The sequence below is a fragment of the Shinella sp. HY16 genome, from assembly GCF_028534175.1.
Taxonomy (GTDB): Bacteria; Pseudomonadota; Alphaproteobacteria; order Rhizobiales; family Rhizobiaceae; genus Shinella.
In genome coordinates, this window is record NZ_JAHYXL010000002.1 from 839,005 (window position 1) to 852,220 (window position 13,216).

Genomic DNA, 13,216 nt, shown 5'->3' on the forward strand with positions numbered 1-13,216 from the left:
GACCGTTCCGTTGCCGTTGGCTGTATCAGCCCAAAGGGGCCTTCTGTCATCGCCTCGTCCAATGTGCATGGGTGCCTGGCGGCCTCGTCGCAGACAACCTATGCCGCCGTCCAAGAATTCACCCTGAAGCCGGCCTCCTTTGCCGCCTCGATAAACGCGCGTCGCGCAAAGCCCGGATCGTCGTCACTCGCCAGTCCCTGCTCGCAGACGTTTCTGGCCATCAGCCCTGCAGGCCCGTCTTCAATCGGCCAGTGGTTCTTCAGGCAAAGGAGGGCGTCCCGCGTGCTTTGCACGCGAAGCACCTGCAAATTGCCCTCGAGCACGACAGCCTCATCCCACAGCCGATCGGTCGCAAAGATCGTCATTGCGATTCCTCCGCTGCGGGGCCCTCGGTAGGAATATCGACAAGGCTGACGATGCCGACGACCCGCCGCCCCCCGTTTACCACCACGAGACGGCGCACGCCCAGCCCGCGCATGCGGAGCGCCACCGTGGCGGTGTCATCGCTCTCGTCGCACACTTCAGGCGACACGGTCATGAATTCCGCAATCGCCATGGACGTCGAATGCCCCCGCCCGAGGACCGAGACCACGATGTCGCGGTCCGTGATGATGCCAACAATGGCGCCGACGCCGGGCACCTCGACCGGCAGGGCGCCGACCTCGGCCTCAAGCATCAGCCGTGCGGCCGACTGTGCAGTATCATTGGGCGACACGGTCACCATCTGGGCGGACATCACGTCCTTCACAAGCATGTCCCGCGCCCTTTCAGAACCGCCCGTTGACGAGGCTGCGGCCATTTGGCGCCGTAGGCACGACCACCTCTTCGTGTTCCTGCCGGCTGAGCGGCAGATCGACCTGCTGCGGCACGATTACCTGCGGCTCCCAGGAATTGCGGCGCTTGCGGGCGTTCCGAAGCTCGGCATCGGTGGCGACGGCTGGTTTGCGGGCAAGCGGCTTCTTTTTCTGGCGCACATCGAACTCCTGCGAACGGGCTTCATCTTTTGGACAAACGCACGCACTCCGGCTTGGTTCCCCAAAAACCGCAACGGCCTTGCCGTCCGCACACTCCCGTTTGCATCGAGCCGGCACGCCGAATGTCCCAAATCCGTCATTTGACGCAGCGGGGTAGCGCCCTATCTCCTGTCGCGGCTCCATCCTCCTTGCATGGACGGAACTGATCGAGACAGGACGGGGCCTGCTTTTCCCGGGAAAGCGCCTTTCACGGGCGTGACCGGCCGTGGGACGCGTGAAAGAGGTGGTGGATGGGTTTGGGTGAAGGTCCGGACGGAGCGGTGGACAGCCGCTATCCGTTCCTGAGCGGGGGCGGGGATGCCGCCCTGCTGATTGCCGCTTTCGATTGGTCCCGCACGCCGGTTGGCTGTCTGGATGCCTGGCCGCAGAGCCTCAAGACGGCAGCGGGCCTACTGCTGCGTTCACCGGTCCCCATCGTCCTGCTCTGGGGCGAAGACGGCATCATGATCTACAACGACGCCTATTCCATCTTTGCCGGCGGCCGGCATCCGGCCATTTTTGGCAGCAAGGTGCGCGAGGGATGGCCCGAAGTCGCCGACTTCAACGACAATATCATGAAGGTCGGCCTTGCCGGCGGAACGCTCGCCTACAAGGACCAGGAACTGACGCTCTACCGGCACCGGGGTGAGCCGGAACAGGTCTGGATGAACCTCGACTACTCTCCGGTGCTCGGCGAAGATGGCCGCCCGGCCGGCGTCATCGCCATCGTGGTCGAGACGACCGCCAAGGTGAAGGCCGAGGAACGATCGAAGACGGAAGGAGAGCGGCTGCGCCAGATGTTCGAACAGGCGCCGGGCTTCGTGGCAACGCTCACCGGACCGGATCATGTCTTCGAGATCGCCAACAACGCCTATCTCCAGCTGGTCGATCACCGGGACATTCTGGGAAAACCGATCCGCGAGGCATTACCAGAGGTTGTCGAACAGGGTTTTGTCGATCTGCTCGACCGCGTGCTGTCAACCCGCCGGCCTTATGTCGGCAAGGGCGCGCGCGTCCTCCTGCGACGCCGGCATGACGAGGCGCCGGCGGAGCGCTATCTCGATTTCATCTATCAGCCTGTCTTCGGCGACGACGGCAAGGCGACCGGCGTCTTCGTGCAGGGGCATGACGTGACCGAACAGCGGGCGGCCGAAGAGGCGCTGCGGGAAAGTGAAGCACGGTTTCGCCTGGCAGCCGATACCGCGCCCGTCATGCTCTGGATGGGCGACCAGAACAGTAGATGCCTTTACCTGAATGCGGCTAAACGCGCCTTCTGGGGCGTCGCCCCCGAGGACGTCTCAAGCTTCGACTGGGCCGGCACCGTACATCCCGACGACCGGCAGGCTTTGGCCGCGACGATGCAAGACGCCATGCGCCGGCAGGTACCTTTCACAGCCGAGGCGCGTTATCGCCGCAAGCTCGGGTGCTACCGGTTGTTGCATACACAGGCCCAGCCACGCTTCGGCGCCGGCGGTGAGTTCCTCGGCATGATCGGCGTCAATGTCGACATTACCGAGGAGCGAGCAGAGCAAATTCGCCGCAACGCCCTGATCGAGCTGACCGATCGCTTCAGCCAGCTCACCGATCCGGCCGACATCGCTTTCGCCGCCGCCGAGACACTGGCCAAGGCGCACAATGTCAGCCGCGCCGGTTATGGCACCATCGACCTCGTCGCTGAGACGATCACCATCGAGCGCGACTGGAATGCCCCCGGCGTCGAGACCATCGCCGGCGTGCTCAATTTCCGGGAGTACGGCACCTATATCGACGATCTGAAGCGCGGCGAGACCGTCGTGGTGGCGGACGCCGAACAGGACCCCCGCACGAAGGCAACCGCCGACGCCTTGAAGGCGATCAAGGCACGGGCCTTCATCAACATGCCGGTGACGGAGGCCTCCGGCCTCGTCGCATTGCTCTACCTCAATCATGCCGAGGTACGCCAATGGTCGGAAAGCGAGCTCGATTTCGTGCGCGACGTCGCGGCGCGTACGCGCATCGCCGTCGAACGAAGGCGGGTCGAACAGAAGCTGGAGCAGCTCGCGAACTCGCTCGAACGACAGGTCAGCGAACGCACCGCCGAGGTCAACCGCCTTTGGCGCAATGCACGCGACCTCCTTGTCGTGACCGGCGAAGACGGCACGATCCGCTCGGTCAATCCCGCATGGTCGGTGGTCCTCGGCTTTCCCGCGCGTGAAAGTATCGGCCGACACCTCGGCAGCTTCGTCTGGCCGGAGGACGCCGCAACCTTCCCCACCACCAACAGGCGCTCCGGCGCTCCGGACCTCGACATGCGCTTCCGCCATTTCGACGGCTCGGTGCGCTGGATTTCCTGGCGCATCTTTGCAGAAGAGGGGCTGACCTTCGCCTACGGCCGGGATATCACCGCGCAACGGGAGCAGGCCCAGGCGCTCGTGGAGGCTGAAGATCAGCTTCGCCAGGCCCAGAAGATGGAATCGATCGGCCAGCTGACGGGCGGCGTCGCCCACGACTTCAACAATCTCCTGCAGGTCATCTCCGGCAACCTCCAGCTGCTCGGCAAGGACGTGGCGGGCAATGGCCGTGCCGAGCAGCGCGTCGCCAATGCCATTGCCGGCGTCAGCCGTGGCTCCAAGCTCGCCAACCAGTTGCTGGCCTTCGGTCGTCGCCAGGCCCTCGAGCCGAAGGTCATCAATATCGGCCGCTTCGTCATGGCCCTGGAGGATCTTCTGCATCGCACGATCGGTGAGGCGATCGAGATCGAGACCATCCGCTCCGGCGGTTTGTGGAACACGTTCATCGACCCCTCACAGATCGAGAACGCCATCCTCAACCTGGCGATCAATGCCCGCGATGCCATGAACGGCATGGGGAAACTGACAATCGAGGTCGGCAACGCGCATATCGACGATGCCTATGCCCGCCACCATCCAGATATCAAGACAGGCCAGTATGTCCTCATCGCCGTCACCGATACGGGGGAGGGCATGCAGCCGGACGTGCTGGCGCGCGTTTTCGAACCCTTCTTTTCCACCAAGCCCGCCGGCAAGGGCAGTGGCCTCGGCCTGTCCATGGTCTATGGCTTCGTCAAGCAATCGGGCGGGCATGTGAAGATCTACAGCGAGCCGGGGGAGGGTACGACGGTGCGCATCTACCTGCCGCGCTCACTGGAAGAGGAGGACCGACTTGCCGAGGTCGATTTCGGTCCGGTCACCGGCGGCACGGAGACCATCCTTGTGGCCGAGGACGACGACGAGGTACGCGCAACCGTCGTCGAGATGCTGGGCGACCTCGGCTATTCGGTGCTGAAGGCGCGCGATGCGGCCAGCGCCCTGTCGGTCATCGAAAGTGGCGTTGCCATCGACCTTCTTTTCACCGATGTCGTCATGCCCGGGCCTTTGCGCAGCCCCGATCTTGCCCGCAAGGCGCGTGAGCGCCTGCCGAACCTCGCCGTGCTCTTCACCTCCGGCTACACGGAAAACTCGATCGTGCATGAGGGCCGGCTCGATGCTGGTGTCGACCTCCTCTCCAAACCCTACAGTCGGGAGGCTCTGGCCCGGAAAATCCGTGCCAGCCTTGCGGGCCGTCAGCACTTGTCGCCACAAGCAGGGACGCCGGAAGACGGCACGGGAGCCGAAGTGACGGAAGCCAGGCGGCTGACGATCCTGCTGGTGGAGGATGACTTCCTGATCCGGCTCAATGCCGTCGATCTCGTACAGGAACTCGGCCATGAGGTGGTGGAAGCGGCAACGGCGGAACAGGCATTGCCGTTGCTGAAGGAGAGGCGCTTCGACGTCCTCCTCACGGACATCGGCCTGCCCGCCATGTCAGGTGCCGAGCTTGCCGTCCATGCCCGAACGGAAAACGAAGGGATCGGTGTCGTCTTCGCCACCGGCCACGACCGCCTGCCTGCCATTCCCGGCGATCGCGCGGCCATCCTGCTGCTGAAGCCCTATGACGGCCGCGAGATCGCCGCCGCCCTCGCGGCAGCGGTTGGCTGAGATGCTTTGCCTGGTGCCCGGGCGCCGCGGGAACATTGGAAGACCTTTTCGGGTTTGGCGGAAACATTCCTAGCAAGGAGACCATTCCATGCCTGCAAAATCGAAAGCACAGCAGAAGGCCGCCGGAGCCGCGCTTGCAGCCAAGCGCGGCGACATCAAGAAGAGCGAGCTGAAAGGCGCCTCGCGCAGCATGGAGAAATCCATGTCCGAGAGCGCATTGAAGGAGCTGGCGTCGACGAAGCGCAAGGGCAAGCCCGAACACGTCTCCAAACCCGCGTGATGCGCCGAGATCAGCAGCAACGATGGCACCGGGCAAGATCGCCGCTGCACCGTTCCGAGGCGATCAAATGGGAAGCGAGGTGGGGAGACCTTTCCGTCACCGTTGAAACGAGGCGCGGTAGGCCCGCGGGGTCATGCCGCGAAGGCGCAGGAACTGGCGGTTGAAATTGGCAAGCGAGCCATAACCGACATCGGCTGCGATATGCTGGATGGGCTGGCGCGTTGCCGATAGCCGGGCACAAGCCTCGCCGATTCGCAATCCCGCCAGATAGTCCGAGACGGTCGATTGAGTGTGCTTCCTGAACAACCGGTGCAGGCCGCTCTCGCTGAGTGCCGCGATGTCGGCCAGCTGCGCCATGAGCAAGGGCTCGTGATAATGCTGGTGAAGATGCATGAGCACCCGGTCCAGCCGGGATCTGTCACCCTCCATTTCCTGCGGGACGACGGAGGAAAGGGGTTGGCGGCCTTCCGCACCCGCCAGCCGTACCAGGATCTGCAGCAAGCCGATCAACCGCTCCGCCGGCGCCTGTGTGAAGATCGTCTCGAAATCAACGGCGAGCGCCCCACCGAGCGCACTGCCAAAGGCAAGACCGGTCGCCGCCTCGTCGATCAGCCGCCGGATCGGCGCAAACTCCACCGAACCGCCGGCCAGCCCTTCGATCCACTCCCTGCTGAACCAGAAGACGAGGGCGATATGCGGCTGCGTGGCATCGAGCTTTTCACGCGATGCCCAGGTATGCGGCAGATTCGGGCCAATCAGAACAAGGTCACCGTGGTCATAGGCCGCCACATGGTTGCCTACGAAACGCTGGCCGCGGGAGTTGAGCGTCAACGTCAGTTCGAACTCGGGATGATGGTGCCATTCGAACGGGATGGTCTCGTCGAGACGCCGGTTGAGCCTGTGCCAGGACGAATCCGGGCTAGGTACGCGATGTTCGAGATAGGGCCTCATGAAGCGTCTACATTGCCTGAAACGCCGGAATAGTATCAGAACCGGCCAGCTACCGACAACACGTCAGCCCAGAAAAGCATACTCTCCTTCCAAACCCGACATCCGGGACGGCAACCACGGGAGAACAAGATGCATCCGGCCACCGCAGACAAACGCGACAGCCACCCGACAAGCGCAGCCACAACGCAGCTCAAAGAGATCGACAAGGCGCTACCGCTGCGCGTCCTGTCGAAGGCGGACTGGGAACACTGGACAAGGAAGGGCTACGTCATCATTCGCCAGGCAGTGCCGGCGGCCAATGTGGAGCGGCTCGTCGACCTTCTCTGGCGGTTCGATGAAAAGAACCCCGCAGACCCGTCCACCTGGTACGCACCGCAGCGACGCGAACACAAGATGAAGGAGCTCAACAACACCGGCATGCTGGAAATCTACAATCACCAGCATCTGTGGGACAACCGCATGGAACCCCGCGTCTACGACGCTTTCGTCGATATCTGGGACCGGGAAGACCTGTGGGTCACCATCGACCGGGCCAATCTCAACCCGCCGAAGAAGATCAAGGGCAATCCCAACGGCTTCATCCACTGGGACGTGGACACCTCGATCCGCCCGCTGCCGATCGGCGTGCAGGGCGTGCTCAGTCTGCAAAAGCAGGACGGCGACGTCGGCGGCTTCCAGTGCGTGCCCTGGCTCTTCGAGCATTTTGAGGAATGGGTGAAGGCGCAACCGGAAGATCGCGATCCCATGCATCCCGACATGGCCGGGCTCGGCGTCGTCAATATCGAGATGGATCCAGGCGACCTGATGATCTTCAACTCGCTGCTTGCCCACGGGGTACGGCCGAACCATTCGGACACCCGGGTGCGCATGGCGCAATATATCTCCATGCATCCGGCGGAATTCGACAACGCGGCCGAACGGCAGGAGCGTATCCGCCTGTGGCAGGACCGCGACCACCCGAAACGCGACGCCTTCCCCGGCGACCCGCGCGAATGGGAGAAGCACAATGCGGAGACTGCGACATTGACGCCACTCGGTGAAAAGCTCCTCGGCCTTGCCCGGTGGTAAAGGGTGCCTGGCCGCAACGGGAATGTTGCGGCCAGGGAGGTGGCAATTGCCTTGCTTGAAGCAGGGCGCGGAACGGATCAGCTTTCCGGCCCGCCCCGGAACATCGACAGCTCCTAGAGAACCAGAATATCCGCGAATGTCAGCCGCAGGCCGGAGTCCAGCGTGGCAATCTGCTGGCGTGCAGCACTGCCGGAACCGTCGAAGTCATAGTAGAGAGCGCCGCTCTTGTTGTCGTAGATCACCCGGTCGCTGGCGTCGACGGCGGCATTGCCAACACCGATCGTCTTGAACAGCGCCGAACCGAGCCTGCCGAGCTGACCGAGGTCGTCGAAGATATCCTTCTCGAGGCCGATCGTATCGGCCGCCCGGTTGAAATCGGTGATCACGTCACGATTGGCGGCCGTCGGCTTGTGCACGAAAATGAAGGTGTCGTTTCCGGTTCCGCCGGTCAGGATGTCCTTACCTGCGCCGCCATTGAGCCTGTCATTGCCAACGCCGCCGTTGAGGCGGTCGGCCCCCGCGCCGCCGAACAGGACATCATGGCTCGCACCGCCACTGAGCCCATCGTTGCCGGCACCGCCTTCCATGCGGTCGTTGCCACCACCGCCACTGATGACGTCAGCACCGCCGAGGCCACGTAACGTGTTTGCGGCACCGTTGCCGATGATGACATTGGCAGAACCGTTGCCGACCCCCATCAAGGCGGCCGTGCCGGTCAGCGTCAGCTTTTCATGGTAGCGACCAAGCGTGTGGGAAATGGAGGAGAGAACGAGATCGACCCCATCGTCCGCATAGTCCCACTCGAACTTGTCTCCGGCCCCGAAGATGTAGGTATCGTTGCCGCCGCTGGCACAGCGATAGATATCGGCACCCGCACCGCCATCGTATATGTCGCTGCCCGTTCCGCCGTTCAGCACATCCTCGCCGGCCCCGCCAAAGAGCCTGTCATTGCCGGAATGACCAAAGATGTTGTCGTTTCCGTTGCCGCCATAGAGCACGTCGGCCCCATCGCCCATCTCGGTCGCGTAGTACCCACCGCCTTCGATGTAGTCGTTGCCATCGCCGCCATAGATGACATCCGAGCCATTGCCGCCGGCGACATCGTCGTCGCCCGCCGCGCAGTTGAGGATGTCGCGGCCGTCGCCGCCATCCATCTCATCCGCGCCGGCGCTGCCGTAAAGCTTGTCATTGCCGCCGTCGCCAAACAGCGTGTTACGAGTCGTCTCGTATGTCAGGTCGTTCTGAAGGCCGGCCCAGAGCACGTCGTTGCCGTCGCCGCCCCGCAGGGCATCCCCGCCGCTGCCGCCGACCAGGAGATCGTTGCCCGTGCCGCCCTCCATCCTGTCATTGCCGGCCTGTCCATAGATGCGGTCGTCGCCGGCATCGCCGTAGAGCACGTCGCTCGCACCATTCTGGCTCGTCTCCCAGTTCGGCTCATCGGCGCCGCAGTCGCCGTAGATGACGTCGTTGCCGTCGCCGCCATAGGCGGTATCGCCTTCGGTATGGTCATCGCCGTCGTTGTAGATATCGCCGAAGATGAGGTCGTCGCCGCCGAAGCCACGCAACGCGTCGGAAGCGAAGTCGCTGTAGTTGTCATAGGTGCCGTCACTCAGCACCAGGGCCTTGCCCCAGAGGATGTCGTTGCCATCCGTGCCGTTGTTGCTGCCGTTTGGATCGCGTGCCATGTCGCCCTCGTTTGCCATGGCGGCTTGTACCGCCGGTTCCGGCGCTCGCGGCAGCGCACCATCGGTTTTGCTGCAACAAGACGCCGACTTTCCCATCGCTGCCCGGTGAGCCGAACGCCGACAGGATGACAAGCCTACACCGCGGCCGGCCGTGGTGGCTTGGGGAGGGAGTCAGGGTTTTGAGATACTGCGGCGCGTCAGTTCGACAGGAAGTGCTGGCGAATATCGGACGGCGTTGCCTGGAAGCGGCGGCGGAAGAGCTGGTTGAACCAGGAAATATCGCCGAAGCCCGCCATCAGGGCAATGGTGGCGATCGTGTGGTCTTTCAGGCCGGGATCGCGCAGAAGCCCGTGCACATGGTCGAGCCGCTCGGCGGTCACATGATCCGTAAAGCTGGTCCCCTCCTCGTAGAACAGCGCACGCACATAGGGCACGCTGATACCGTGGCGCTTGGCGAGCCATTCGAGGGAGAGGCGTGGATCGCTGAGATGGGTCGCGATATCGACCTTGAGCGCCTGGCGGCGTGCCGCACGCGCGCCGTTCCCGCGCGCCTGGTGGGCCGCGTCGCGCTTTGCGCCGAACATCAGAACGGCTAAGTCGACGATATGGGCGGCAAAGACCGTCTGGTCGCCCTCGCCAATTTCGGCGTCGCTGGCGAGCAGCGAAATGGCATAGCTGTGCAACAAATGGGCTGTTGGATCGCGCAGCGACCAGGTCTTCAACAGGTTGTCGGAGGATGCGATACGATCGATGATCAGCGCACGCGGAATGGCGATGCTGAGGCAGGAGCTCTTCTCGGCAACCGTTGTCACCGTCTTGCGGTCGCGCCGCATCACGTTGACGTCGCCCGGCCGGATGAAGAGGTCCTCGCCGCGGGCATCGTGCACACCATTGCCGCCGGCAATGCTGAGATAGAGCAGGTCCTCCTCGTCCGAGGGGGTAACCAGTGTGACAGGTGTCGTGTTGGCGCCGGCAATATGCACGCCGCCAACCCCGCGCAGCCGCATGTCGATATCCACGGGCACGTCGCCAAGAAAATCGATCGTGGTGCGGACATGGCCGTTATAGACGGCTTCGACCAGTTCCTTGCGCAGGCACTCGGCGGTCTCTCGCGTGGAAAACTGGACGACGGACATCTGGCCCCCGGCAATCGTTGATCGTACGACCCGCAGAGCAGACATGTCGCTGAAGGCCACAGGATCAAGACGTGCCGGTTTGCGCGTCTATTCGCGTTTCGAGCGAATGGAAGCCTAGTAGTCGGTCAATCGCATCTCCGCCTCGGGTGTACCGAAGCGCGGCTGGACGCCGAGGAGCGGTGCGACACGCTGGAGGATGGCCTTGATCATCGGGGCCGCGGTGGACGCCGCGGTCCGCCCGCCGCGCTCGCCCGTCTTGGGTGCATCGATGATGGAAAGGACGATGTAGCGCGGCTTGTCCATCGGGAAGGCGGCAACGAAGGCATTGAAATTGATATTCTTGGCATAACGCCCGTTGATGACCTTGTCGGCCGTCCCGGTCTTGCCGCCGACATGGAAGCCCTCGACCTGCGCGTTCCTGCCCGATCCCCGCTGCCCGTTCCAATCATAGAGGAAGCGCATGTCGGCGCTCGTCTTGTCCTTCAGGACGCGCGTTGCGAGCGCCTGCGCCTCCTCCTTCGTACGTGGCAGGAAGGTCGGAGGGATAAGGAAGCCGCCATTCATGAGCGCCGCCGCCGCGACGGCGGTCTGCAGGGGCGTGGTGGCAATACCGTGACCAAAGGAGATCGTGACGGAGTTGATCTTCTTCCACGTCCGCGGCTGGGTCGGTGTCGCGACACCCGGCATTTCCGTTGCAAGCTTCGACAGCAGGCCAAGCCGGGTGAGGAACTGCTGGTGGCCCTCGATGCCGACCATGTCCGCCACCGCGGCCGTGCCGATGTTGGAGGAGTACTGGAACACCTCCGGGATGGAGAGGGGACGGTTCTTGCCCCTGAAATCGCGGATGGTGAAGCCACCCATGCGGATCGGGCGGGAGGCGTCGACAACGGAGTTCAGCGTGATCTTGTCTGCATCGAGCCCCATCGCCAGGGTGAAGCTCTTGAAGGTCGAGCCCATCTCGAAGGTCGCATTGCTGATCCGGTTGAACCAGCCCTTCTCATATTCCTTGTCGATGCTTCCGTCCGCCAGGGTGCGGGACGGCGCATTCGGATCATAGTCCGGCACCGAGGCCATGGCCAGCACCTCGCCGGTCTCCACGTCAAGGATGACGGCGCCTGCCGCTTCCGCCTGATAGTCGGCCATCGCCTTGGCAACGACGTCGCGCACGATGTTCTGGACGCGAAGATCGATCGACAGCCGGACCGGCGCAAGGCGTGCATTGTCGGTCAGCCCGGCAGCTCTCAAGTCCGCCAGCCCCTGCTGGTCGAGATAACGCTCCATGCCGGCAAGACCCTGGTTGTCGACATTGACGTGGCCGACAATATGGGAGGCGGTGGCACCCCCCGGATAGAACCGTCGCTTTTCCGGCCGAAAGCCGATCCCCGGAATCCCGAGCGCCAGAATATCCGCCTGCTGCTTGGGCGTCAGCTGCCGCCGCAGCCATTGGAACGCCGTGGAGGAGCGCAGCTTCCTGTGAACATCGCCCCAGTCGAGATTGGGAATGACGAGGGCGAGTTTTTCGACCACCTCATCGGCATCAACGATGCGGCGGGGATCGGCATAGAGCGAGACCATGTGGAGGTCGGTCGCCAGCAGCTCACCGTTGCGGTCGACGATGTTGGGGCGCGAGGCGACCGCATTCACATTGCCGCCGATCGATGCGGAAACGACGGGCTCGGACAGGCCGTACTGCAGGAGACGGCCGCCGATCACCAGATAAACCGCCGAAAAGATCGCGATCATGATCGCTACACGCTGCCGGGCCTGCTTGCGGCGACGCATATTGGTGCCGACGAAGGCCTCGCCGTTGGCGTGCCCATCCCGGTCGAGGACGAAATGTGCTCGGCTCTTCAACCGAATGACGAACGAGATCATTCCACAGCAATCCAGGCCCTGTCGCCGCAAACGAAGGGCGGATCCCTGCGCGCTGACTGGAGGGAGCCTGCATGCAGAAAGCCGGAAAACCAAGGAAAGAGTAGGTGATCACCGGCGCACGATTAAATTTGCATTAATATACATTTAAAGTCGTATTGACCTGCTTAACGATCCTTTAGGGTTCCCCGGGCAGGAGGGCATTGCGGGAAATCGAAAAGCTGTGCGAGTCCGCTGGAAAAAGCAGCACAAACCGCACGCACCATGTAAACTCGCCGACATGGATTCGCGCACCCGCCCGCCCGCTCCCGTCGTCCTGCCGCCCACGCACCTGCCCGGCTGGACCCTGCCGCGCAGCCGGACGCCGGATGACCTCGATGCCGCCTTTGCCGCCGGCACAGCCCTGAAAACCCTGGACGACCTCGTTCGCAGCGAACCCGTGTGGATCGGCTGCTGGCGCGCGCGCCAGGCGCTTGCCTGCGCCGTCGCTGCCGTCCGGCTGGCGGGCAGGGGAGAGGACGAGGCGGCCCTGCGCGATGCCGCGCTGCTGACGGCGCCTGGCGATGATCCGGGGCCGGCCGGAAAGCTCTTCCTCGCCTTCGGCAAGCTCGCAAGCCGCAAGGGTGCCATCTCGTCGAAATTCGTCGCCGAGATGGCCGATCTCTTCGGCCTCGCCTGGGACACGCGGCTCGAGGCAGCCGTCAATCACGCCGATGCGGTCCTGCAGTCGGGCCGCCCTGCGCCCTTCGCCGCAGCCGAACTCGTGGCCGCCATCCATGCCGAACGGCCGGATGCCGAAGCCCTCGCCTGGGCGCTCGGCGATGCGATGATCGCGGAAAAACTCAAATGGCAGCACCCCGTACCGCTGCTGATGGCCGAGCGCCACGGCCCCGCCTTCCGGACGATCGGGGGGAGGGGACGGGTGCGCCCCGGCGAACCAGGCTTCGAGCGCGCCGTCTGCCTCGCGCTGGTCGAAGGTGCCGGTGCAGCACTAAGGTCGGCCAACGAAGTCGCGCGCCGTGCCGAGCAGCTTCTTGCCGCCGCACCGAAGGTGCGGACCAAGGGCGCAAGCGCCGTTATCCGCAAACTGCTCGACGAGGATGCCATCTCGGCCTCCGCGCGCGGCACCAACCTCTCCCGCTGGGCCAGCACCCGGCTGTTCGAGCGGTTGCAAGGGTTCGGCGCCGTGCGCGAACTGTCCGGCCGCACCTCCTTCAGGATCTTCGGGTTGTGA

11 protein-coding genes are annotated in these 13,216 nt (G+C 63.8%); 4 read left to right on the forward strand and 7 right to left on the reverse strand.

Annotated features, from left to right (window positions below):
- Window positions 1-98 precede the first annotated feature (98 nt).
- From K0P03_RS24405 to K0P03_RS24415, 3 genes are read right to left on the reverse strand one after another with little or no spacing between them, the layout of a single operon-like run.
- Window positions 99-359: a DUF982 domain-containing protein gene (locus K0P03_RS24405; RefSeq protein ID WP_272791105.1), complete on the reverse strand. Its 261-nt coding sequence runs from the start codon at window positions 357-359 to the stop codon at window positions 99-101.
- A gap of 2 nt (window positions 360-361) precedes the next feature.
- Window positions 362-754, reverse strand: coding sequence for a CBS domain-containing protein (locus tag K0P03_RS24410; RefSeq protein WP_272790825.1), 393 nt, complete (start codon window positions 752-754; stop codon window positions 362-364).
- A gap of 13 nt (window positions 755-767) precedes the next feature.
- Window positions 768-974, reverse strand: a complete 207-nt coding sequence (locus K0P03_RS24415) for a hypothetical protein (protein WP_023515189.1) — start codon at window positions 972-974, stop codon at window positions 768-770.
- 290 nt (window positions 975-1,264) lie between these two features.
- On the opposite strand from K0P03_RS24415, the gene K0P03_RS24420 reads away from it, so the two are divergent.
- Both K0P03_RS24420 and K0P03_RS24425 read left to right on the forward strand, forming a co-directional pair.
- Window positions 1,265-4,990 carry a PAS domain S-box protein gene (locus K0P03_RS24420; protein ID WP_272790826.1) on the forward strand — a complete coding sequence of 1,242 codons (3,726 nt, stop codon included), beginning with the start codon at window positions 1,265-1,267 and terminating at the stop codon, window positions 4,988-4,990.
- Window positions 4,991-5,078: 88 nt separating this feature from the next.
- Window positions 5,079-5,270 (forward strand): DUF3008 family protein, encoded by a 192-nt coding sequence (locus K0P03_RS24425; RefSeq protein ID WP_023515187.1) that lies wholly within the window; start codon window positions 5,079-5,081, stop codon window positions 5,268-5,270.
- A 96-nt stretch (window positions 5,271-5,366) separates the two neighbouring features.
- Here the strand turns inward: K0P03_RS24425 and K0P03_RS24430 are convergent, their stop codons facing one another.
- Complete coding sequence (locus K0P03_RS24430; RefSeq protein ID WP_272790827.1) at window positions 5,367-6,221, reverse strand: AraC family transcriptional regulator; 855 nt, start codon at window positions 6,219-6,221, stop codon at window positions 5,367-5,369.
- Between the two features lie 129 nt (window positions 6,222-6,350).
- On the opposite strand from K0P03_RS24430, the gene K0P03_RS24435 reads away from it, so the two are divergent.
- Window positions 6,351-7,289: a phytanoyl-CoA dioxygenase family protein gene (locus K0P03_RS24435; protein WP_272790828.1), complete on the forward strand. Its 939-nt coding sequence runs from the start codon at window positions 6,351-6,353 to the stop codon at window positions 7,287-7,289.
- 113 nt (window positions 7,290-7,402) lie between these two features.
- On the opposite strand, the gene K0P03_RS24440 is transcribed toward K0P03_RS24435, so the two are convergent.
- The 3 genes from K0P03_RS24440 to K0P03_RS24450 form a co-directional block, all read right to left on the reverse strand.
- Window positions 7,403-8,974 (reverse strand): calcium-binding protein, encoded by a 1,572-nt coding sequence (locus tag K0P03_RS24440; RefSeq protein ID WP_272790829.1) that lies wholly within the window; start codon window positions 8,972-8,974, stop codon window positions 7,403-7,405.
- A 197-nt stretch (window positions 8,975-9,171) separates the two neighbouring features.
- Complete coding sequence (locus tag K0P03_RS24445) at window positions 9,172-10,110, reverse strand: AraC family transcriptional regulator (RefSeq protein WP_024269936.1); 939 nt, start codon at window positions 10,108-10,110, stop codon at window positions 9,172-9,174.
- Window positions 10,111-10,224: 114 nt separating this feature from the next.
- Complete coding sequence (locus K0P03_RS24450) at window positions 10,225-11,985, reverse strand: peptidoglycan D,D-transpeptidase FtsI family protein (RefSeq protein WP_272790830.1); 1,761 nt, start codon at window positions 11,983-11,985, stop codon at window positions 10,225-10,227.
- Window positions 11,986-12,262: 277 nt separating this feature from the next.
- On the opposite strand from K0P03_RS24450, the gene K0P03_RS24455 reads away from it, so the two are divergent.
- Window positions 12,263-13,216, forward strand: a complete 954-nt coding sequence (locus K0P03_RS24455) for a DUF1403 family protein (RefSeq protein ID WP_272790831.1) — start codon at window positions 12,263-12,265, stop codon at window positions 13,214-13,216.